The 23,227-nt window shown below is 56.9% G+C and carries 20 protein-coding genes; 3 read left to right on the forward strand and 17 right to left on the reverse strand.

The genetic code is table 11. The features are described 5' to 3' along the window. Window positions 1-207 precede the first annotated feature (207 nt). From AACW87_RS10645 to AACW87_RS10685, 9 genes are all read right to left on the reverse strand, one after another. Window positions 208-456: a hypothetical protein gene (locus AACW87_RS10645; RefSeq protein ID WP_241324970.1), complete on the reverse strand. Its 249-nt coding sequence runs from the start codon at window positions 454-456 to the stop codon at window positions 208-210. 73 nt (window positions 457-529) lie between these two features. Continuing rightward, window positions 530-1,732 carry a zonular occludens toxin family protein gene (locus tag AACW87_RS10650; protein ID WP_241324971.1) on the reverse strand — a complete coding sequence of 401 codons (1,203 nt, stop codon included), beginning with the start codon at window positions 1,730-1,732 and terminating at the stop codon, window positions 530-532. Then, window positions 1,733-2,047 (reverse strand): DUF2523 family protein, encoded by a 315-nt coding sequence (locus AACW87_RS10655; RefSeq protein WP_241324972.1) that lies wholly within the window; start codon window positions 2,045-2,047, stop codon window positions 1,733-1,735. A gap of 3 nt (window positions 2,048-2,050) precedes the next feature. Then, window positions 2,051-3,418 (reverse strand): hypothetical protein, encoded by a 1,368-nt coding sequence (locus AACW87_RS10660; RefSeq protein ID WP_241324973.1) that lies wholly within the window; start codon window positions 3,416-3,418, stop codon window positions 2,051-2,053. 112 nt (window positions 3,419-3,530) lie between these two features. Continuing rightward, window positions 3,531-3,755 carry a Flexible pilin gene (locus AACW87_RS10665; RefSeq protein WP_264480983.1) on the reverse strand — a complete coding sequence of 75 codons (225 nt, stop codon included), beginning with the start codon at window positions 3,753-3,755 and terminating at the stop codon, window positions 3,531-3,533. Between the two features lie 298 nt (window positions 3,756-4,053). Then, window positions 4,054-4,374, reverse strand: a complete 321-nt coding sequence (locus AACW87_RS10670) for a hypothetical protein (RefSeq protein ID WP_241278726.1) — start codon at window positions 4,372-4,374, stop codon at window positions 4,054-4,056. A 31-nt stretch (window positions 4,375-4,405) separates the two neighbouring features. Further along, window positions 4,406-5,914 (reverse strand): replication initiation factor domain-containing protein, encoded by a 1,509-nt coding sequence (locus tag AACW87_RS10675; RefSeq protein ID WP_241324974.1) that lies wholly within the window; start codon window positions 5,912-5,914, stop codon window positions 4,406-4,408. Continuing rightward, window positions 5,911-6,072: a hypothetical protein gene (locus tag AACW87_RS10680; protein WP_241324975.1), complete on the reverse strand. Its 162-nt coding sequence runs from the start codon at window positions 6,070-6,072 to the stop codon at window positions 5,911-5,913. Before AACW87_RS10680 ends, AACW87_RS10675 begins: the two co-directional genes overlap by 4 nt. Continuing rightward, complete coding sequence (locus AACW87_RS10685; protein WP_227291522.1) at window positions 6,059-6,310, reverse strand: hypothetical protein; 252 nt, start codon at window positions 6,308-6,310, stop codon at window positions 6,059-6,061. The genes AACW87_RS10680 and AACW87_RS10685 overlap by 14 nt, the downstream gene beginning before the upstream one ends. Window positions 6,311-6,434: 124 nt before the next feature. Between AACW87_RS10685 and AACW87_RS10690 the strand changes: the two genes are divergently transcribed. The 3 genes from AACW87_RS10690 to fabA all read left to right on the forward strand — a co-directional run bounded on the left by AACW87_RS10690 (window position 6,435) and on the right by fabA (window position 9,495). After that, window positions 6,435-6,827 (forward strand): helix-turn-helix domain-containing protein, encoded by a 393-nt coding sequence (locus AACW87_RS10690; protein WP_241324976.1) that lies wholly within the window; start codon window positions 6,435-6,437, stop codon window positions 6,825-6,827. 49 nt (window positions 6,828-6,876) lie between these two features. Further along, on the forward strand, window positions 6,877-8,853 hold the full coding sequence (locus AACW87_RS10695) for a Lon protease family protein (protein ID WP_241324977.1): 1,977 nt from the start codon (window positions 6,877-6,879) through the stop codon (window positions 8,851-8,853). Window positions 8,854-8,934: 81 nt separating this feature from the next. Further along, a complete protein-coding gene (gene fabA / locus AACW87_RS10700) occupies window positions 8,935-9,495 on the forward strand; it encodes a 3-hydroxyacyl-[acyl-carrier-protein] dehydratase FabA (RefSeq protein WP_042037785.1) in 561 nt (186 codons plus the stop codon). 84 nt (window positions 9,496-9,579) lie between these two features. On the opposite strand, the gene rmf is transcribed toward fabA, so the two are convergent. From rmf to AACW87_RS10740, 8 genes are all read right to left on the reverse strand, one after another. Beyond that, entirely contained in the window at window positions 9,580-9,759 is a 180-nt protein-coding gene (gene rmf, locus AACW87_RS10705) for a ribosome modulation factor (RefSeq protein ID WP_005315693.1), read from the reverse strand. A gap of 159 nt (window positions 9,760-9,918) precedes the next feature. After that, entirely contained in the window at window positions 9,919-11,556 is a 1,638-nt protein-coding gene (locus AACW87_RS10710) for a DUF3466 family protein (RefSeq protein WP_241324978.1), read from the reverse strand. Between the two features lie 8 nt (window positions 11,557-11,564). Next, window positions 11,565-13,475 (reverse strand): ATP-binding cassette ATPase Uup, encoded by a 1,911-nt coding sequence (gene uup / locus AACW87_RS10715; RefSeq protein ID WP_241324979.1) that lies wholly within the window; start codon window positions 13,473-13,475, stop codon window positions 11,565-11,567. 66 nt (window positions 13,476-13,541) lie between these two features. After that, window positions 13,542-13,778, reverse strand: a complete 237-nt coding sequence (locus tag AACW87_RS10720) for a glutaredoxin family protein (protein ID WP_241324980.1) — start codon at window positions 13,776-13,778, stop codon at window positions 13,542-13,544. Beyond that, window positions 13,778-15,973, reverse strand: coding sequence for a bifunctional 23S rRNA (guanine(2069)-N(7))-methyltransferase RlmK/23S rRNA (guanine(2445)-N(2))-methyltransferase RlmL (rlmKL, locus tag AACW87_RS10725; protein ID WP_241324981.1), 2,196 nt, complete (start codon window positions 15,971-15,973; stop codon window positions 13,778-13,780). Before rlmKL ends, AACW87_RS10720 begins: the two co-directional genes overlap by 1 nt. 683 nt (window positions 15,974-16,656) lie before the next feature. Then, window positions 16,657-17,193 carry a cell division protein ZapC gene (locus AACW87_RS10730; protein ID WP_241324982.1) on the reverse strand — a complete coding sequence of 179 codons (537 nt, stop codon included), beginning with the start codon at window positions 17,191-17,193 and terminating at the stop codon, window positions 16,657-16,659. Window positions 17,194-17,280: 87 nt separating this feature from the next. After that, window positions 17,281-18,291, reverse strand: a complete 1,011-nt coding sequence (pyrD, locus tag AACW87_RS10735; protein WP_042866424.1) for a quinone-dependent dihydroorotate dehydrogenase — start codon at window positions 18,289-18,291, stop codon at window positions 17,281-17,283. Window positions 18,292-18,337: 46 nt separating this feature from the next. Continuing rightward, window positions 18,338-23,179 carry an NAD-glutamate dehydrogenase gene (locus AACW87_RS10740; RefSeq protein ID WP_241324983.1) on the reverse strand — a complete coding sequence of 1,614 codons (4,842 nt, stop codon included), beginning with the start codon at window positions 23,177-23,179 and terminating at the stop codon, window positions 18,338-18,340. Between the last annotated feature and the right edge of the window lie 48 nt (window positions 23,180-23,227).

A 23,227-nucleotide genomic window follows, 5' to 3' on the forward strand; every position in this document is an offset into this window, starting at 1 on the left:
CGGCGTGTCTACGACAGGAGGCCCAGGCAGTCACCACCCGCGCCCCATAGCCTACGGCTGGTCGCTCTGACTGGGGCATTAAAGACGGGTTTAGCAGGGAAGGGGGGAGACCCAGGCTCAGGGCTAGATGGGCATGTTTCGCCGCGAGACGCCTGGATGCTTAATCGACAGCAGAGCGCGGCTTATAGGGGCTGACGCCCCTGGTGTTCAGTTGCCAACCTTAAGCCTACTGGCAGCAGCCAGGGCACGGCGTTTGGCACGGCAATGGTGCCTCCATTTGACCTCCAACGCCATAAGATGCCCCTCAAACAACCAGAGCACTGGAGGCAGTGAAAACAGGGCCACCAGGGCAAAGCAGGCCCAACGCACCTCGGCGGAATAATATGGGTTCGTTCCCAAGGCGACCAGGATGGCTATATCCAGGCAAACAGCCATAACACCCAGCATCATATTCATTCTGAAACCTCTGTATTTAACATAAGAAATGCAGTGTCGCGATTATACTTTTTATACCCGTTCACCTTTATAACTATGACCGGTCATCCGATGGCGCTTTTTTGGTATCGCCGCCGGCGAAGAGGGCAGCATTGTATTTCCGGCGCAGGGCATCCCCCTCGGGGTCACAATACACGTCTACCGGCTTGCCCTGGTACTTAATCACCGCATGGCAACCGCTCACCGCATCCACACTAGCGAGTTCATCCGGCCAGTCATCGCTATAGAGGGCTTGCACATCGTTACCCTTGCGCAGCGAGAAGCAATACTCGACTCGATACTCACCCCGCGGATCCTTTACCAGGACATGACAGCTAATGATGAGCTGATACCCAGCGAACGGCCCTACAGAAAGAATCCCGCCAGGAGGCGCAGCAGGAGCGCCGCCAGGACGTACCCCATCAGCGGGAGTACCATCCACCGCCCCAGGAACCGAATCGGCGTCAGCAGCAGCCTGAGAGGCCTTAGCAGGAGCATCAATATACTCAGGCTTGATGAAGCCAAAGAATACACAAAACCCCCACACCGCCAGAAAAAACAGAATTTTAGGATCTCGTAATACCGAGCTGCCTGCGATTGTATCCGAGACTTTACCGGTTGTAGTCGAGTCATACAGTTTGAAAACATACTTGGGCACCTTATTAAATGGCTTGGCTTGCAATACATCAGACATGGACGAGCCGGAGTTATCCGAGAGGTGTAATACCGTCTTGTAACGGCCACCAATCCCCAATATCGCCATATTGGTATGGCGGATCGCCGTTTCGGCAGCAGCCCGGATTACCTGGTGCACCTTTTTGATGTTCGGAGTCGTAAATACAAAATCCCAGTTATGATGACGGTGCATATCAAAGGCCACGTCTATGGTTTCCGGTCGCCCATCATTTTTAGCCACATCCGGCCCACCTGGATAATCCAGCCGGTCTAAATCGCTTTGGCGCCAGGAAGGCGGGAATATCCGTTGCACTTCATCGACCAGGAAGAAAACCCCTTTGGGTGCCCAGTGATAGAAGCGCGCGAAATGATCCCGTCCCTCCTGGGATTCGGTTTCAATATACGTTACCTGGAAGTCATCGGGCACGGCCTTGCCCAATACCTCTCGACACCGTTCAGCCGTAAAGCCGCGCACGTTGGTGACGATATGACGACCGGCCTTGATGGCGGGTATCACATCGGTATGAATAGCCCCTGACGACTTATAGGAACCAGGCGCGCCGTGATGGATCTTGATAGACATTTACCACCCCATCATATTGAGTATGAAACGAGTGACAAACGCCTGGGTGAGGATAGTTAACCCTTTGTCCAGGTGAATATATAGCAGTATCCCGCGCATGGTCGGTGGCAGCGAATTAAAGGAAGACGACAGCAATTCACTAAAGTGAACGTTCACCAATATTTCCTTGGCAACGTCCCAGGTAAAGGTCAGCAAAAAGACCTTGAACTCTACCCACTGCACCGCCATACGAATGGCCAGCCAAGCGCCAAACTCAACCGCCAATTGATAAATATCGGCAAAGAACGAATTAAAGAACTCCCCAAGCCATTCCATAGTTTACCTCTTAAATATGATCATCAGCGCAATGAAATAGAACACGAACATCATTATCGCGGCGAGTGTCTGCCAATACGCCCCCGTGGGCGGACAAACCGAATAGGCCTTGCCCTGGTGACTGAATAAATCAAGACACTCCATCGGGTCAGCGGAACCGGACAGGCTAAAGGTAAATACCTTCTGCACATCGCCAGAAATAGCCGTGTACTTGTCGGTCAGTGATTTATTGGCATCATCGAGTTTCTTTTGCATCGCAGGCACATCAAAGAAACAGTCTTTTCCCTGGCACGAAGAACTATATTTACCTTCTTGGACGGAGAGGGGATTTCCATCGGCACCTGGCATTTTTGAATAATCAATATCAGCACCACCGGCCCCCTCACCGCCACCAGTACCCCCGGTGCCACCCGTACCGCCGTTATTCTTGATAGCCTCGGCAATGGCCTTAATATTGCGATTTGTTTCAATGCTATTGTTTAGCAAGTCCTGCGATGTATTCCAATGAAAGCTTTTGAACATGCTATTAATGTCTTGAAGGTGCCCTTTAATATCGGGCAAGTCATATTGCATTGACTTCATCAACGCATACATATGATAACCGCCATAAGTCTGGGTAAAATCGGGGCCGAACATATTTAGATTAAGCTGCTTTAATTCATTATATATTTTTGCATTGTCGCCAGAACCACCCTCAGAGCCCGTTCCAGGAACGCCTGACGATTCCGCCAGTTTTTTCAAATGAATATTGGCCTCTTCCTGGGCCTGCTCTATGCGAGACAAATATAAATTAGTCCCCTCGGTATTGCTGCTGGCCTTTTTATTGTATTCCCGAATTTCCTCTAATACGCTAACGGCTTTCTCCGTGGCATTCGTCTCACGTTGCGCAAGACCACGCATTTCATTAAGCGAGTGATAAGTACGATCAGCCGTCCCCATCAGCGTCCCGAGTGCGCTCCCCAAGTTCTTGTTTATCTTGGCGATAGAGCCAGACACAGACGTACCAGTGGCATCACCGATAACTGGCGAAAAGAAATCCCAATCCTTGGGCAAACCACCATTGCCAGAATGGTCCCCTTCACCTGGCGTATTGCCACTGCCATCGGCATCCCCGTTCCCGCTACCGTTGGAGTCAGACCAGCTACAGGTGGTCCCTGTCGTCTCGACCGGCCCCTTGGTATTCGCCAAGGGCAACTCGACACACACGCTCTTACAGTCAACAAGGCAGCCGCCATGCTCAGAGGCTTCAAACTTCAGGCAGACCGGCAAGCCCGTGGCCATGGTCACGTTGCCCAACTGCACCCCCACCGGACAGCCCCCAATGGCGAACGCCAGCGAAGGAAACAGCAGTAAAAACAAGCCTATGCGCACACAACCCCCAATATGAAAAAAGGCGACCGAAGCCGCCTTAGATTGAGAAGGATGTTCGCCATCCCTCGACAAAGAACAAAAACCACAGTGTCCCGATCAGCAGGGACACGGCTTAGGCTTTGCGCATCAGGCTGATCAGGATGCCGACACCCACCACGGTGGCCACCACCATCATGACCTTGGGAGAGGTGGTGTTAACGTCAGCCAGCGCGGTATCCAGCGCGGCACCCGCCGCAGCGGCAGAGCCTTCACCAGCAGCGTGAGCAGCACCAGCGGCAGACAGGGAAGCGACAGCGGCGATACAGCCATTACGGAACAGAACATTGATTTTATGCATTTGGTTATCCTCTTTTTGCACCTACGATGACACGGGCAATAGCGCCCAATTTGAGGCCAGCGACCCAGATGATTAATCCAAAGCCAAAGGCCATCGTTACCATGGACGTATCGAATGCAAACCAGCTCGATATATCCGTTAATTTGGCGTGCTCCTGGACAGTCAGGAGCACGTATTGACAGGCATCCCCCTCAGCAAGGCGGGCATATCCCTCAGAGGTAATATTTAGACAAAGCATTATCGCGCCCTCGTCGTCGCTCGCTGCGCGCTCTCGCTCCTCCTCCTCGTTGCGCGGCGGTTATACCGGCTTTTTAGTTGGCTGGAAGCCAACAACAACGTTACGGGTCGGATTCTGGGGATCCGCTTCCAGGACAAGATCCACCGCCACTAATTTCGGGCAGTCGGCCAGCTCCTTAATAGTCGGCGCGTCATTACGCAGGGCCAACTGGCGAACCTCATAGCCCCAGGAGGTGATATTGCACTCGGGCTTGTTCACGTTATTGGCAACCGCCAGATATTCCACCTGGGCGAAGTCATAAGGCACAGGCGCGCCAGATTTACGGGAAACACCATAACCATGAGTCACGCGAGTGACCAGAACACCAGTAAGCAGAGACATATTATTTACCTTTCTTTGAAGAACCTGATTTTTAGGTCGATACCAAATTATGTGCACCTGATAATATTTCAGGTGGTAACGGCATTCTTAACCGCGCGGGAATATCATCTTCTCCCAGGTGCGCTGTTAATTGGTTAACAATCTTCTCAGGGGATAGCCCCTCAATGCTTGCTAACCAATTGACAAGGCGACCCGCCATCCTGGACATATTAAATACGGCATTGTCCCTGGACGTTTTGAACTTGTTCTTAAAGGTGGTCACGCGAACCGGTGCTATTTCTTCCTGGCAAACCGCATCCAGCCATTTGGCAAATTGCGGATACATACCCGCAAAATAGGGGTCTGGGTTTACCAGGACATCCAGCGGAATAATTCTATCCTTGTTGTGTAATTCGCCTTCGGCGCGTACCCAGTTCGGGCAGTCCGCCGATTGCATCTGTTTTCCCTTCTCATATATACGAGCGCATTTACCGTTTATCCGGCTGCCCACATAAAAGGAGCATCCCTTGGTCGGCGCCATGCCAAACCGCTTGGCAATGCCCTTGGATATTTCGGCGATCACGAACTCACCGGATTCAATTTTCATCCAGGAGGGCGCACGGCCCCGTTGCGGGTGAAACTCGCCAGCCTCAGCGGCAGCAATCGCGCCCTGGTAACTGATGTGTTCGCCGCTGTAATCGTCCAGGGCCAAATCCACGCGGGTGATCCGCACCGATGGAATGTGAGAGATAACAGAGTGCAGAGCGGGCAAGTCGAGGGCCGCACAACCCACGCCGGAAAAACTCACCATGCAGCCGTGGTTAGCCGCACCCCAACCAATCAGGCCACAGGGCTCCCCATCGCACAGCAGGTCGGCAGAGTTGGCATAGCCATGCAGACCGGAGCGGCGAGGGCGCATGGTGAAGCGCGGCTCAGGAATGGGAACACCGATGCGGGTGTTCAACTCTTCCAACCATGTCTCCAGCTCGGCGCAGCAGAGGGTGTCCAGGAACTGGACGCCATAGCTGTCGATCAAGTCGTTGTACGCTTCCCAATACTTGGCACCCTCGACCACCTCAAACTCGGAGAACTTGAGCAGGTCAGCACAGACGGCTTTGAGCTCTTTGCGCATGTCGGCCCGGGATTTGTAATTTGAGTGCAACGCCCGCTCCATCATCTCAGTCATGGAAGGGGTAAAGACCGGGGCAGGGGACTTGGCCACGCCCTTGAGGCTCAACCGCTCGGTGGCCTTGTCGTACACCCGTGCCACGGTAGAGGCAGGGGCAGGGGCAACCCCCAACCGTTCAGCCTTGTCATAGAGCCGCTCAGTCACCTTGTCGAAGCGGGCGAGGGGAGCGAACCCCACCGGACGCTTCCACAGGTAACGCAGCCCCTCAACCGGCGGGGCAGACAATGCCGCCTGGATGGCCTTGTTCTGGGTATCGAAGCGGGGGATGGACTTCAAGAGGGCACCTTGCTTGGCCAACTCGACCATCTGGCGTAACTCGGTCGGCGCCCAGGTGAAGGAGAGATAGTCGATCAGGGTCTTGGGGCCGGTCATATCTTCTTATTCCAGGAGGTGACCACGCAGCTAACCAGGGTAACCAGCAGGCAGAAAACCAGGAGCACACCGAAGCCGACAACCAGGGGCTGGACGCTCACATCCAGCTTGTCGCCGATAACCCCATTTATCGGCATCACGGATTCATGACCAGTCATCAAAAAACACTCCCTGGTCATAGAAGCCTTGCCATGTGTCCTCGGTCACCTCGACCAGCTCAAAGGCCGTGTCGGGGTAGGTCATGGACAGGTAGATCCGCATCTCGTGCAGGTCGCGGAACATCTCAACCTGACCCGCCACACAGGCGGAGAGATCGCCGGTCGGTTCTGCCTGCCAATAGACCTTGCGCTCAGTCAGCGCAGGCAAATCTGGGTTTTGTGGGCTAGAGTGGGTCATGAGTTATGTGTTCAAGTAGTTACTTAAGTGCATTCAATCATGTAAGTACCTAAATAGAAACGAGGCGATTTTCGCCAAAATGGGTATGATGGGCTGATTGTCTAACCACTCAGGAGACAAAGAAATGGACTCTAAAACGCTGATCCAGGCCTACATGAGGGCCAAAAAATACAGCCAGTTCCAGGAAGTCGCCGCAGACCTGGGATTTACCAGCTCTTACATTTCCGCAATCAAGCATGGAAAGTCGCAACTCACTGATGCGACTGCGAAAAAGCTTGCCGAGGAAATTGGCCTAGATGCCAATGAAGTGCTGTTAAGTCTGGCCGCCGTCAGGGAGACGGACCCCGAATTAAAAAAGGCCTGGTACGAGATCCTGGCCAAGTACACCAAAGGCGCCGGCACGGCTGTAGCCCTTGTGGCAGCACTGTTCCTGGCCCCTAGTCACGGGCATGACCTAACCGCGCATAATATATATTATGTTAAAGATGATATCTTGTTTCCTGTTCCCACTAATTGAACTGTGTATAATGGAAACAATTGATCCTATCTCCGACCGGATGTCTTAAGTGGCTGAATTAACATCAGAACAACTAAAACCCGCTTTTGCGATTGAACAGTTCCCTGCCCTCAGCGAGATCGAACCCATACCCTTCGCCGCCTTGCAACCCAGAGCCATTTCCGGCATCAAGCGTCTCGCCAGTTTTGATGGCGACTGCCCGGTCATGCTGCTCAACGGCTTCCCCGGTGCAGATTATGAAGGTGTGTGCCAGACGCTGATCGCCGCCTCCAATGGCAAGGATGGTGACCTGTTCGATCTCTGTTACACAGAAAACCTGAACAACCCGTTCAAACCTATCTGGTTGCGTCTGCAGCCCGGCAGCGGCGTCGAATTTTGTGAAATGGTTGGCGAGCTGCTCAAGCTGATGAGCCACCATCTGGATGCCGAGCGCCTGGTCACCCGCATCATGCGCAAGCAGAACAACGATCCCAAGATCGATGACTTCCTCTCCGATCTGGCGGCCCATGTAGCCCAGGGACTCGAGTTCCAGCATCCCGTGCTCATCAACCTGCTGATCCATCATGAAGAGCAGGAAGCTCCCGTGATTTATGGCCGGGATCTGAATTGGGATACCCTGTTCGGCTCCATCAACTATCAGACCGAGCAAGGCTCTGTGTATGCCAACCAGCATCTGCTGGAGCCGGGTCTGTTGCGCCAGGCCAACGGTGGCTACCTTATTCTGCAACTCGACGAGCTGCTGGATCAGCCCCACCTCTGGTTCAAGCTCAAGAACGCCATCCAGAAAGGCGAGCTGGACTGGAACGCCTATCAGGAAGGCAAGACCCTGACCCCCTTCTTCACCCCCGAAGCGACCCCTATCCGGCTGAAGCTGATCCTGGTTGGCGATCGCCTCGAAGTGGCCGAGTTCCAGATGCTGGACAGAGACATGTCCGAGCGCATCTTCCTGCGCGCGGATCTGGTGTCAGAGGTCAATATTGAGGAAGACTTGCCAGAGTTCCTGCAATATCTCGCCTGGATCCGTGAACGCTGGGCTCTGCTGGACTTCACCCCTGCCGCCATTGCGGCCATCTGCCGTCACGCCAGCCGCCTGTGTGATCATCAGGAGTGGCTCTCTCTGTCCGAGATCCAGCTTGGTGCCATCATGCGCATGGCCGACAGCCTGGCCCGCGAGATGGAAGCCGAGACCGTGACCGATGAGCATATCCGGCTCGCCCTGGAAGAGCAGGACTACCGCCTTAACTATCTGGTGGAACAATCCGATCAGGGCGTCATCGATGGTCAGATCCTGCTGCAGACCGATGGTGAAGAGATTGGCCAGATCAACGGCCTCTCCGTCATCCAGGTCTCGGGCCACCCCTATGATTTCGGTGAACCGGTGCGCCTCACCGCGACCGTGCATCTGGGCGATGGCGACGTGGCGGATATCGAGCGCAAGGCCGAGCTGGCTGGTCATATCCACGCCAAGGCGATGATGATCATCCACGGTTATCTCTCCAACAAATTTGGTGCCGAGAACCCCTCGCCGCTTTCTGCCAATCTGGTGTTCGAGCAGTCCTACCACGAGATCGATGGTGACAGCGCCTCCCTCACCGGCCTGTGTGCCCTGCTCTCCGCCCTCGCCCGCCAGCCCATCTATCAGCACTTTGCCGTCACCGGCGCCGTCGATCAGTTCGGCAATGTGCAGGCGGTGGGGGGTGTGAACGAGAAAATTGAAGGCTTCTTCCGGGTGTGCAAGATCCACGGCCTCAATGGCAAGCAAGGCATACTGCTGCCTGGCACCAATGCCCAGCAGCTCAACCTCTCCGACGAGGTGATTGCCGCCGTCGAGGCGGGTCAGTTCCACATTCATCCGGTGGATCATGTGGAAGAGGCTATCGAGTTGCTGACCGGCTGCGTGGCGGGTGAACCGGATATGCCGGATACCCTGTTCGGCCGAATTCAGCAGCGTCTGGATGAACTGAATGGCACAGCGTTCAAGGGTGGCTTGCTCCGTCGCCTGCTGGGCCGGTTGTTCAGCTTGTAATAAAAGAAGAGATCGGAGTTGTTTAGCGCACAAGTGTACGCTAAATTGGCCCGGCTTTGACCCATATGAAGGATAAACAGCGTGACCCTAGACAATACCGCCATTGATGCCCGCCTTTCCCTGTGTGAACAAGGCAAAGACTCGTTTACCCGTGAAGAGCTGCTTGCCTGCAGCCGTGGCGAATTATTTGGTGAGGGTAACAGTCAGCTGCCCGCCCCCAACATGTTGATGATGGATCGCATCGTCAAGATCAACGATAACGGTGGCGAGCATGGCAAGGGCGAGATCCTGGCAGAGCTCGACATTACGCCGGACCTCTGGTTCTTCGATTGCCACTTCCCGGGTGACCCCGTGATGCCTGGCTGCCTGGGGCTGGATGCCATGTGGCAACTGGTCGGCTTCTTCCTCGGCTGGAAGGGTGGCCCGGGCAAAGGCCGTGCACTGGGTGTAGGCGAAGTGAAATTCACCGGCCAGATCCTGCCGACCGCCAAGAAAGTGACCTACAAGATCACCTTCAAGCGCGTGATCAACCGCAAGCTGGTCATGGGGATCGCCGATGGTGTAGTGGAAGTGGATGGCCGTCCCATCTATAGCGCCACCGACCTGAAAGTGGGCCTGTTCAAAGATACCACCGCATTCTGATCGACTGATCCCGTGGTAAGACAGAGATAACGTAAAGGGGCCGCGATGGCCCCTTTCCTTTTGTAATGAGTGATGAAGTACCTATTACTTCATGAAGAGGCCTGAGCCCCGCCCTTCCATGGCGTCACGCCAACCACCAAGCCAATGCCCTCGGGCATCCAGGCATTGATACGGACACGCTTCTTTCTGTTTGCCGACCACGCCAGCCTGATAACCACGAGCACGAGCTCTTTCCAGACGGTCCCGTTTCTGTCTCTTCATCATCTACGACCCTCTTCGTGGAACAAAAAAAGCGACCAATTTTTCATCGGTCGCTTTCATCTTTACCCCACAGGGTGGGCAGGGTCAAACAAAAAATTCCATGCTATCCGGTCATTGTGACACAAGACACTGAACCGCATTAATTTTTAGTGACATGCCTTTTTATCGTTGGTAGCGGCGCAGCCAGGTAAACGGCAGGGCCAGCAGAGTCAACCAGAACAGGCTGCCACCACCGCTGCCACCATCCTGACCGGTCTGGTTGTTGACCGGCGCATTGGCGACCACGTAGTTGGCAGGCTCATTGTTTTTGTAATCCTTCACAACCGGCGCCAGCTTCACGCTGACCACGGTGGCATTGCTGCGATTGTTGAGATCGCTCTCGCTGTTGTAGCGGAAAGCCGTCGCCGCCACGGTACCATCCGTGCTGATGCCACTGGCATAAGCGATATGGTAGTAGTAGCCGTTCTGGGCACACTGCTTGGCACCCGCATCATCCAGCCCGCAGATCAGGTCGTTCAGATACCAGTTGTTGCCGGTCGCCGCGTTGAGCAGGAAACCTTCCTGCATGCGATTGGTACCGTTGACCACAGGCTGAGTCTGATGACGGGAATCACGCCAGCCAACCACCATGTTGTGGTTGTTGATGGCGGCCGCCTCGGAACCAGAACCGCTCAGCGGCTTGTCCTGCAGGGAAACGACAGCATTGGTGGTCGGGGTGTTGAGATTGAACACGAACATCTCGACCGGGCGGTTCTGGCCCTTGTTGATGCGATAAAGCTGGTTGCCAATCACATAACCGTTGTCATTGACCCCCACAGCCCAGCTGTGTTGCAGCTTGGCGTCATCCTTGCCCGGCTCGCCTTCGGCCAGCGGTATGATTTGGGTGGTGCCCACCTTGCTGTTATCCAGGTCCAGCGTCCAGTATGCCGCCAGGTTGCGACCATCCAGGTAGTTGGTCCCTATCTCGCCGGTGGAGGAATAACCCACCCCGTAGAGGCTGCCGTTGAATTTGCCAACGCCGAGCGCGGAGGCGGTCTGCACCACCTCGTTGCGGGCGCGGGCATATTCATTGGCCTGGACCAGCTTGTTGAAGGTGCCTGTGCTGTTGAGCAGCCAGAAACTGGCCTGGGTGTTGAGGCCAGGGCAGTAGCGATAGTCACCATACTGGCCATCGTTGCCGGCGAAGCACCAGTTGTAGGTCTCGGAATTGACGGCGATGTTCTTGCCGGTGGCGGCGGTGCCGGTCACCAGATACTGGCCGTTGTCCAGCTTCTTGATGCTGGTTGGCACGCTCAGGCTGTGGGTGCTGGCGCCATCCTTGAGGTTGACGCTGTTGCCTTCCTCGACGACGGCAAATGCGGTGCGCAGCTTGCCATCCATCTTGTAACCGACGCGGGTGCCCGATACGTCGCCCAAAGCGGTGACCAGACCATCGGTTTCGTTGCTGACCACAGACCCTACGTTGCTGCGCTGATCTGTTTTGGCCAGAAAGTCGACACGCCACTGATAAGCAAAGTTGCTCTTGTCGTTCCAGAAGGAGTTGCAGACCGAGTTGGAGAGCATGCAGCCCTGCTCAAAACGGAAACGATCGACCAGGAAGTCGGCAAACTGCACGGTCGAAAAGTGTTCGGCCATGTTGTTTTTGGTGTTGATCCCGATGAGCCCGTTGCCATCGGCACTGATCCCGCTGGCATAGCCTTTGACTTCATCATCAATGATTTTGAAAAAGGGGTCTTGTGCCGCCTGGGCATGCAGGCTGGCGCTGACCAGAATGGCCAGCATGGATAATTGCTTTTTCATCTACTTCCTTAGTCCTGATGTTTCAACGCTTCCAACTCCTCCCAACGGGAGAAGGCTTGTTCCAATGCAGCCTCTGCTGCATTCAGGGCATCCAGTTTGAGCTGGGTTTGATCGCTCGGCAGGGCGAAGAAACCGGGATGGTTTACCTCGGCCTGCAGGGCATCAAGCTCAGTCTCCAGCTGTTCCAGTCGGGCTGGCAGATTATCCAGCTCCAGTTGCAACTTGTAAGAGAGTTTTTTGGTTTTTGTGACCGCCTGGCTCGCCACAGCGACAGGCTCTGGCGTTTTGGCCTGCGCCACTTTCGCCGCCTGTTGCGTGCTTTGCAAGGCACGGGTCGCCATCATGTCGGCATAGCCGCCCACATAATCGCTGATGCGGCCATCCCCTTCAAACAGCCAGCAACCGGTGACCGTATTGTCAATGAAACGACGGTCATGGCTCACCAGCAACAGGGTGCCAGGATAGTCTGCCAGCAGCTCTTCCAGCAGTTCCAGCGTTTCGACATCCAGGTCGTTGGTTGGTTCATCGAGGATCAGTAAATTACTGGGCTTCAAGAACAATTTGGCCAACAGTAAACGGTTTTTTTCGCCTCCTGACAAGGCTTTCACCGGGGTTCGTGCCCGCTTGGGTTCAAACAGGAAGTCCTGCAGGTAACCCAGAATGTGACGGGAGCGACCGCGCACCATCACTTCCTGCTTGCCCTCCCCCACGTTGTCCATCACGGTCTGCTCGGGATCGAGCTGATCACGATACTGGTCAAAATAGGCCACTTCCAGCTTGGTGCCGCCTTTGACCAGACCACGGCTGGGTTCGAGTTGACCGAGCAACAGCTTGATAAGGGTGGATTTGCCGCAACCGTTGGGCCCCACCAAGGCAATCTTGTCGCCGCGCAGCACCTGCAGATCCAGCCCCTGGAACAGGGTCCGCTCACCAAAGTCCAGCCCCAGCCCTTCGGTCTCGAATACCAGCTTGCCGGAACGATTCACATCGTCCATCTGCAGCTTGGCCTTGCCCTGCAGCTCGCGACGCTGGGAACGCTCCATCCGCATCGCCTCGAGGGCACGAACGCGCCCTTCGTTGCGGGTGCGGCGGGCCTTGATCCCTTGGCGAACCCACACCTCCTCCTGAGCTAGCTTGCGATCGAACTCGGCGTTTTTCAGCTCCTCGACCCGCAGCCACTCCTCTTTGCCCAGCAGGTATTGATCGTAGTTGCCAGGCCAGGAGGTGATCTCGCCGCGATCCAGATCGATGATCCGGGTCGCCAGCTTGTGGATGAACTCCCGGTCGTGAGAGATGAAGACGATGGCGCCACGGAAATCTTTCAGGAACTCTTCCAGCCAGTTGATGGCTTCGATATCCAGGTGGTTGGTCGGCTCATCCAGCAGCAACAGATCCGGGTCACAGGCCAGTGCCCGGGCCAGGGCGACTTTGCGCAGCCAGCCACCGGAGAGGCTATCCAGGGTCGCGTCGGGATCGAGGTTCAGCAGGGTCAGCACCTGGCTGATACGGGTCTCGAACTGCCAGCCATTCTGATAATCGAGCTGTTCTTGCAGCTCGCTCATGATGCGAATGTTGGCATCGCTCGGATCGTGGGCCAGCTCCATGGAGATATGGTGATACTGCTTGAGCAGCTCGCCGACGCCGGCCAGCCCCTCGGCCGTGTAGTCGAACACGGTTAGATCGCTGGAGGCGGGCGGATCCTGCTCGAGGCGAGTCACCTTCAGATCCTGCTGTTGCACCATGCGACCGTCATCGAGCGGCAGTTCGCCGGCGATGACCTTCATCAGGGTGGACTTGCCCGCCCCGTTGCGCCCGACCAGACAGAGGCGCTCACCGCGCTCTATGCTGAGCTCGGCATTGTCGAGCAGCGGGAAATCACTGAACGACAAGCAAGCGCCGTGCAATGTTAAAAGAGCCATTTTCGTTCCTTATTTCATATGAAAAAACGGGCGACAGACTGGGTCTGCTCCCGTTTCATCGTCAAATCAGCATTCATCCTGACGTGCCACCCAGGCTTTCAACTCAACCATCGTGAAGGGCCAGCCCAGTTCGCGGCCCGCCTCATCCCGCAGCACCGGAATGCGTACCCGGTAGGCGGCAAGCCACTGCGCATCGTCCATGATGTCGCATTGGCGAGTCTGGCCAGCCAGCCCGGCCTCCTCCACCAGCCCCCATGCCTGTTCGCACAGATGGCAGCCGTCGGTGTGAAACAGGGTCAGCATCACGCCTGCGCTGGCGCCTCGGCGTGGGTGATGATCCAGCAGTTGTGGATATGCTGGTTACGCTCGAAGTCCTTCGGTCGGGTCTGCTGGGTGATGTTGCGAGCCTTGAGACCCGCGGCCTCGAGCCCGGCCAGATCCATCTTGAAGTGGCGCTTGTTGTTGGAGAACACCAGGGTGCCGTCAACCGCCAGCAGGCGCTTGAGGTGCTGCATCAGCAACAGGTGATCGCGCTGCACGTCGAAACTCTCGTCCATCCGCTTGGAGTTGGAGAAGGTGGGCGGATCGATGAAGATGAGGTCGTACTGATCGTCCGCTTCCGACAGCCACTTCAGGCAGTCGGCCTGCACAAACTTGTGCTGACGACCCACCAGCGAGTTGAGTCGCATGTTGTCCTGTGCCCAGTTCAGGTAGGTATGGGACATGTCGACCGTGGTGGTCTCGCTCGCCCCGCCAAGACCCGCGTGCACGGTAGCACTGCCGGTGTAGGCAAACAGGTTCAGGAAGCGCTTGCCCCTGGCCAGCTGACCCAGCATGCGGCGAGTCTGACGGTGGTCGAGGAACAGGCCGGTATCCAGATAGTCGTAGAGGTTGACCCACAGACGAGCACCGTACTCCTGCACCTCCATCCGGTGCTGCTCTTCGGAGAGCTTCTGGTACTGCTGTTTGCCCTCCTGGCGCTCGCGCACCTTCAGGATCACCTTCTCGCCGTCCATGCCGGTCACCTTGATGGCGGCCTGAACCATGTCGAGCAGACGCTGACGGGTCTTCTGGGCGGGGATGTCCTTGGGCGCCGCGTACTCCTGCACCACCAGATAATCCTGATAGCGGTCGATGGCGGCGTTGTATTCCGGCAAGTCGGCATCATAGAGGCGATAGCAGTCGATGCCCTCTTTGTTGGCCCACTTCTCCAGCGTCTTCAGATTCTTGCGCAGACGGTTGGCAAAGTCCTGTGCCACCTCTTTCTGGGAGGCCACCGAATCGAGCGCTATCTGGTAGTTGCGCAGCTGGCACTCCAGCGCCCCATTGAACAGGCGATATTGCTTGTCGGCGCGCAGGCGCAGACAGCTGAGCAGTTCAGGCGAGGCAGAGAGAATGGAGACTCTCCAGCCTTGGAAGCTGCGACGCAGGGCATCACCGAGGGCCTGGTGCACTTCCAAGAGCGCCGGGAACTCGCCAAGACGCTCGCCATAGGGCGGGTTGGAGATAAGCATGCCGACTTGGCGGGCCTCCCCTTGACCTTCTTCCCCTTCAACAGGGGCCGGCATCGGCAACGGGTTTTCCAACGCGGTGACATCGGCCTGCTTGAAGGTGATGAGGTGGGCCACACCGGCCGCCTTGGCGTTGTCGCGGGCCTTCAGCAGCACACGGGGGTCGGCATCGCAGCCAAACAGCTTAACCTCGCAGCGCTGCATGCCACGCTTGGCGCGCACCTGGGCTTCCATCATCAGGCTCTGCCACAGCTCGCCATCGTGCTGCAACCAGCGATCGAAGCCGAAGCGTTCGCGGCGCAGGGCCGGCGCCATGTCGGCGGCGATGAAGGCCGCTTCAATCAGCAAGGTACCGGAGCCACACATGGGGTCCATCATGGGCTCACAGGCCCAGCCGCTACGGGCAATCATGGCGCAGGCCAGATTCTCCTTGAGCGGCGCCTCGCCTGTGCCCTGACGATAGAAACGCTGGTGCAGCGCCGGGCCTGACAAGTCCAGCGTGATATTGGCCTTGCCTTTGCCCAGGTGCGCCATGATACGAATATCCGGCGATTTCTTGTCCACATCAGGGCGCACGTGACCGCGCTTGGTGAAGCGATCGACGATGGCATCCTTGATCTTCAACGCGCCGTACTGGGTATTGCGAATGGCGGGGTTGGTACCGGTAAAGTCCACCGCTATGGTGGAGGTACCGGAGAAATGCTCTTCCCAGGGGATGGTGTGGGCGCCGAGATAGAGATCCAGATCGTCGTTCATCTGGAATTCGGACAGCACCAGCACGATGCGGGAGGCAAAACGGCTCCACAGGCAGGCCTTGTAGCCAATGGCCAATTCGCCTTTGAAATGGACACCAGCGACCGTCTCACGGACCTGCTCTGCGCCCAGGGTGGTCAGCTCGTCGGCCAACAGGTTTTCCAGCCCCTTGGGGCAGGTTGCAAAAAATTCTTTCATCACGCTCACGGGGATGCCATAAAAATAGTGCCGCATTATACCTTAAGAGCCGATCCTGAGCAGCAAAAGCTTGGTGATGACGCCAGAAACAGGGCGTTTCTCTACATGTTGGCCGGCTCACCTCCCCGCCCATTCTGCCATTCCCCTTGATACCAGGATGAGCGAGCCAGGTATTTGATGATGCCTTGCGCCAACTCACCCGATGAAGTGACAGGGTATCACCGCAAAATAGCGACAATCTGAACCGGGTTATATCTCCCTTGTCAGCAGGCTGAACATATTCCACATCCGTGGCGCAGCGGATATCGACACATCATGATTGCCATATCTGACAGGCGTCAAACAAGGCTCACTGAGTTATTATCCTTCCGACAGAGCATGTCCTTTCGTTACCCCGTGTTTTGCCCTCCCGTTATCGTCCGAAAACAGGAGGGCTATTTTTTTACTTGCCGTGCCCCGCTATTCCATCAACTGTCAGACTGTCATATCTATCAGGTTTCAGGCTCAACCATACGTCTTAAAATAGCCGGGTGGCTGGAACAACAGCTTATTCCTCCTGTAGTGTGTGTTTGCCGCCCTCTCATCCTCTTGATGCGAGGGCGTTTTTTGAGCGTTAAAAGGGGGTGAGAATGGAGCAATAGGCATGAGTGAAATGAAGAGACAGAAAATATCGGACGAGCCAGAACAAGCTAAATATCGTACCAAAAAATTTGAGAATATCACCCCACCTGACGGTATTGTGTCTGGGTCGACACCCTGGCGCTCATGCGATTGTTCATTACCTTGATCACCCCGAAACGGGGCAGGATCTTGCTGGCGGTCAAAATAAGATCATCCGTCAGATTCAGACTGACGCTGGCCTGTTCACCCGCCTCGATCACCATGAACTCCCCCTTGCCATGAGGGGTATTCATGCACACCAGGGCGCCGGTCTCAGGAATAATGAAGGGATGAACTTCACCAAAGAACCAGCTTTGCGGCATCAGGGGTTTATAAAAGCGACTGACGGCGATGGCATTGAGTACCAACTGAACCTGATGGGGAGTGCTCCAGTCGAGTTCGGCAGCCTTGTCCATCAATTGATAATAGAGGGCGGCATCGTCCACGCAAAAAGGCTGGGTGGTGAAGGAACAGGGGACAAGCTGTCGCCCTTTATATTCGGTCGCGAATATCATGCGATCAGATAAATCCAGCATCAGACGATCATCATGAGCATCATAATGCCACTGCCAATTGTCATTGGGTTGGATACACATGGGGGTGCCCTTACTGGAAGTCGTTACTCGACTTTATTCCATGTCGAGAATTTCAGCAACTTTAAATAAAGGGCACCCATTTATTTCTTAAATATGGGTCACAATCTCTTTGACCAGACTCGGGCCTTTATAAATAAAGCCGCTGTAAATCTGGACCAGACTGGCTCCCGCTGCCAGCTTCTCCCGCGCCGCCATGGCGCTGTCTATGCCCCCTACCCCTATGATGGGCAGGGCGCCGTCCAGTGCCTTGGCCAGCTGGCGGATCACCTCCGTGCTCTTGTGCTGCAAGGGACGCCCACTGAGGCCACCCGCTTCACCTGCGTGGGGCATGTCATAGATCATGTCACGCTCCAGGGTGGTATTGGTGGCAATCACGCCATCGATCCCGTTTTTGATCAAGGACGCGGCCACCTGATTAATTTCATCCAGACTCAAGTCCGGTGCAATTTTAACGGCGAGCGGCACGTACTTCTTATATTGGGCAGCCAGCTCCTGCTGACGAACCTTGAGCGCGGCCAGCAACTCATCGAGTGCGTCACCGTATTGCAGCTGACGCAGACCCGGGGTATTGGGGGAAGAAATATTGACGGCAATATAACCGGCATGATCATAAACCTTGTCCATGCAGATCAGATAATCATCCTTGCCCTGCTCTATGGGGGTGTCCTTGTTCTTGCCGATATTGATGCCGATGACACCCTGGTATTTGGCTTTCTTGACCTGGGCAACCAGATGGTCGACGCCCTTGTTGTTGAATCCCATCCGGTTGATGATCCCCTCTGCCGGAATAACCCGGAACAGACGAGGCTTGTCATTGCCGCTCTGGGGCTTGGGGGTCACTGTACCTACTTCAATAAAGCCAAACCCCATGGCACCAAATGCGTCGATGCACTCCCCGTCCTTATCCAGACCCGCAGCCAGTCCGACCGGATTGGCAAAATAAAGCCCCATGACAGTGACGGGGCGTTTGGGCAGTGAATGGCGGAAGAAACAATCAAGTGGCGTACCGAGAAGGCGGGGCAAATATTTGATGGAGAGATCGTGTGCCTGTTCAGGATTGAGCTTGAACAAGAAATGCCTGGCGAGGGGGTACAACATTTTTGCTCCTTAAAAAAGCCCCGGCAACTGGCCGGGGCTTTAGGGGTTATGCCGAGGTTCGGCAATTCAACTGGAGCAGGTTCAACTCTCGCAAGGCCACCGAGAACTTGGCGAACTCGTGGGTGCTCGTGGTCTTGAAGTCGGCCAACATATGGGTCCAACGGGACAAGAGTTGCTCATGCTCCGAAATCCAGTCGGCCAGTATGGTAGCGCATTCTCCCTGCTCTTTGCACCCTTCCAGTACCACAGATGTGAGGCTGCGCTGCTGCCAGTCCAGATCTTCGCGGAAGGAGGCCCGTGCCATCGCCTGCCAGTGGTTGCCCACCGGTTGATGGTTGATCTGGTCGAGGAACCAGTGCAGATCCAGCTTGGCGCCGAGGCGATAGTAGACATTGGCGGCGCGCACTATGTCGGTCTTGTGCTCCGCGGCAATCTGCGCCAGATCCAGGCTGGAGAAGAGGCTGCTCATGTGGGCCACCTGACGGGCGATGGCATCCGGCACCTGCTTGGCCACCAGCGCGGCCACTGCCTGCTGGTGCTCGGCCACCTCGCTCTCGTCCATCACCTCGTAGAGGTGGGTCCCCAGGGTCTCGAACGCCGGGCGGAAGAAGGCGATGTTCTCAGCTATGCTCCAGCTGCGATTGCGGGCACGCAGGAACCAGCGGGTGGCACGGCGCACTATGCGGCGGCTGTAGAACATCAGCTCGAGCTGGGTCTCTGCACCCACCAGGTTGTCGCACCCTTCGATGTCGCGCCACAGGGCCCCCAGACCAAACACCTCGCGGGCCATGGCGAAGCAGCAAGCCACTTCCGCCACCGAGGCACCTGTCTCGTCCTTCATCCGGCTGGCAAAGTTGAGCCCCATGTCGTTGACCAGCATGTTGGCCACCCGGGTCGCGATGATCTCGCCACGCAGCGGATGCTGGGCAAGCTGGGCACCGAACTGCTGCTGCAGCTTGGCCGGGAAGCTGGTGACCAGCATGTTGGCCAGGAAGGGCTCTTCGGTGATCTCCGGGCAGTTGAGCTGCTCTTTCAGCACCATCTTGCCGTAAGCCACCAGCACCGCCAGCTCGGGACGGGTCAAGCCCTGCCCTGCCGCCATCCGCTCGGACAGCTCCTCATCGGAGGGCAGGAACTCCAGCCCCCGATCCAGCTTGCCTTCGCGCTCCAGCCCCTGAATGAAGCGCTGCTGCTCCTTGAGCTGCTCGGTACCCCGGAAACTGGTGACCGAGATGGACTGGGACTGACGGTAGGCGTTGGTGATGACGATCTGCGCCACGTCGTCCGTCATCTCGTACAGCATCTGGTTGCGCTGCTTGAGGGTCAGATCGCCGGCAGCCACCAGCTGGTTCAACAGGATCTTGATGTTGACCTCGTTGTCGGAGCAATCCACCCCGCCCACGTTGTCGGTGAAGTCGGTGTTGATGCGACCGCCCTGGCTGGCGTACTCCACCCGGCCGAGCTGGGTAAAGCCCAGGTTGCCACCCTCACCGACGATATGGGCACGCAGATCACGACCATTGACCCGCAGCACGTCGTTGCTGCGATCCCCCACTTCGGCATCGCTCTCGCGGGAGCTCTTCACGTAGGTGCCGATACCGCCGTTCCACAGCAGGTCGACGTTCAGGCAGAGCAGCGCCTTGATCAGTTCGTTCGGCGCCATGCTGGCCTTGTCGGTACCAAGCAGGGTCTGGATCTGCGGGCTCAGCTTGATGGACTTGGCCGAGCGCAGGAAGATGCCGCCCCCTGCCGAGATGAGATCACGGTTGTAGTCATCCCAGCTGGAACCCGGCAATTCGAACAGCCGCTTGCGCTCGACGAAACTCTTGGCCGCATGGGGCGTCGGGTCGATGAAGATGTGCATGTGGTTGAAGGCGCCCACCAGCTGGGTGTGCTCGGAGAGCAGCATGCCGTTGCCGAACACGTCGCCCGCCATGTCACCTATGCCTACGCAGGTGAAATCTGTGGTCTGGCAATTGATGCCGATCTCGCGAAAATGTCGTTTGACCGACTCCCAGGCGCCGCGCGCCGTGATGCCCATCTTCTTGTGGTCATAACCGACCGAGCCACCGGAGGCGAACGCATCGCCGAGCCAATGGCCATATTCCTGGCTTATCTCGTTGGCGATGTCGGAGAAGGTCGCCGTGCCCTTGTCGGCCGCCACCACCAGGTAGTAGTCATCCTCGTCGTGGCGTACCACGGATTTGGGCGGGATCACCTCTCCCTGGATGATGTTGTCGGTCACATCGAGCAGACCGCGGATGAACAGGCGATAGCAGGCCTTGCCTTCCTCCTGGATGACGGCGCGGGTCGCCCCCACCGGCATCTGTTTGCAATAGAAGCCGCCCTTGGCCCCCACCGGCACTATCACTGTGTTCTTCACCTGCTGCGCCTTGACCAGACCCAGCACCTCGGTGCGGAAATCTTCCTTGCGATCGGACCAGCGCAGACCGCCACGGGCCACCTTGCCCCAGCGCAGATGCACCCCTTCCACTCGCGGCGAGTAGACGAAGATCTCGAATTTCGGCAGCGGCAGCGGCATGTCGGTGATGCTGGAGGGCGCCAGCTTGAAGGAGACGTAAGGCTTGACCTGACCCTCCTTGTCCAGCTGGTAGTAGTTGGTGCGCAGGGTGGCGTCGATCATCTCCACGTAGCGGCGGATGATGCGATCGTCATCCAGGTTCGCTACCTGATCCAGCTTGGCGGCCAGTTGCTCGTGCAGCTTGGCTTGTACCTTGGCATCCTGTTTGCCAGCCGGGTCGAGGCGCTGCTCGAACAGGGTGAACAGCAGCTGGGCGATATCGGGATAACGGGTGAGCGTCTCCTCTATGTAAGACTGGCTGAAGGAGACGCCGGTCTGGCGCATGTACTTGGCGTAGGCACGCAGCACAGAGACCTGACGGCCGGTGAGGCTGGCACCCAGTACCAGACGGTTGAAACCGTCATCCTCCAGCTCCCGGTTCCAGACGGCCGCAAACGCCTGCTGGAAGCGCTGCTGGCTCTGTTCCAGATCAAACGGCTGATCGCCACGCAGCAGCATGGAGAAGTCGAGGATCCAGAACACATCCCCCGAGGGGGTGCGGACCTGATACGGGGTCTCGCCTATCACCCGCAGCCCCATGTTTTCCAGCATGGGCAATACGTCTGAGAGGTGAATGGGTTCGGTACGGTGGAACAGCTTGAGGCGGACCCGGCGATCGTTCTCCTCCTCCTGGGCACGGTAGAACAGCATGCCAAGGGGATGGGTTTCGCTCAGATTGTCCAGCTCCATGATGTCGGCCACGGCGGAGCCCGGCAGCACATCTTCCTTGTAGGCACGGGGGAAGGCGGTGCTGAAACGACGGCGCAGGGCATTGCCACGGGCCTCGCCATAGTGCGTCAGCAGCACTGAGTCGAGCCGGTCGTCCCAGCTGCGGGCCGCTTCAATCAGGTTGTTCTGCACTTCGTTCACGTCCACATCCACGTTGTTATTGTTGACCCGCACTATGTAGTGGGTCCGCGCCAGCACGCCTTCGGAGAAGTAGACGTTGAACTCCACCTCTTCGCTGCTGCCGAAATATTTCTGCAGTATCTGTTGGGTCTTGACCCGCAGCGCCGTGTTGTAGCGCTCCTTGGTGACATAGACCATGCAGGAGAAGAAACGGCCGTAGACATCGCGGCGCACGAACAGGCGCAGCATGTCCCGCTCCTGCATCTCCAGCACGCCGAGACCGGTGGCCAGCAGCTCCTCCTCGCGAGCCTGGATCAGCTCGTCGCGGGGATAGGTTTCCAGCACGTTGAGCAGGGCCTTATAGGCGTGGGAGCCCTTCTCATGACCGGACGAGGCCATGATGCGCTCGAGGCGATGGCTGATGAGCGGGATCTGGGTCGCACTGGTGTTGTAGATGGAAGAGGCGTAGAGACCGATGAAGCGATCCTCCCCCACTACCTTGCCATGTTCGTCGAAACGCTTGATGCCGATGTAATCCACATAAGCCGGGCGGTGGACCCGGGACTTGCTGTTGGACTTGGTGAGGATCAGCAAGTCGGAGCTCAGGGCCGCATGACGGGCACTGGCCGGCATGTTGCCAAGGCGCTGCCCCTCATCCTTGATGGAGTTCTTCATCAACCCCAGGCTGGAGTCCGGCAGCGGCAGGATCTCGTGATCCCCCTCCACCGCCTTGACGTCGTAGCGGCGATAGCCCATCAGGGTGAAGTTGTGGGCGGCCACCCACTTGAGGAAGGCGACACAGGAGGCGACCTCCTCCTTGCTGACCGGGTTCTTGCGCTTGGGCAGCTCGTCGATGATCTCGTTCAGACGGCCCAGCATGGGCTGCCAGTCACCCACCGCCAGCGCCACTTCACCGGCGACCGAGTTGAGCTCGGCGGCCAGCGCCTCCATCTGATCGTCACCGGTCAGGTGATCGATCTCGATGAGGAAGGCGGTTTCGACCGAGGTCTGCCCGGCCGTGTTGTCGAGATCCAGAATGGCGCTGATCTTGCCTTCGTTGCCGCGAATGAGGTGCAGCGGCTGATGCAGCATCATGTGAGCCGTGATGTTGAGACGCTTGAGCGTCATGCGGATGGAGTCCACCAGGAAGGGAGAATCCTGCAGTATGATCTCGACTATGGTGTGGGGAGACTGCCAGCCGTGGCGGGTCAGCTCGGGATTGTAGACCCGGATGTAGGGCTCCGTGCTGGTACGCTGGTTGAGCGCATTCCACAGGCTGAGCGCGGCGCCGTAGAGATCGCTGTCATTGCGATCATGCAGATCTGTGCTGGCCATGTTGCCGTAGAACTTGGCAACGAAGCACTCGACCAGGGAGGCACTCTTCTTGGGCAACTTCTGATGGATCAGGCTGAGAACGTTTTCGAGCAGAACTGAGGTAGGGGCGTCTTTCAATGCCATTGCTATATTCCTTATCGGACGACATTAACCACCGACGGAAAGACATCC

Source organism: Aeromonas sp. MR7, from assembly GCF_963899385.1.
Lineage (GTDB): Bacteria > Pseudomonadota > Gammaproteobacteria > Enterobacterales > Aeromonadaceae > Aeromonas > Aeromonas bestiarum.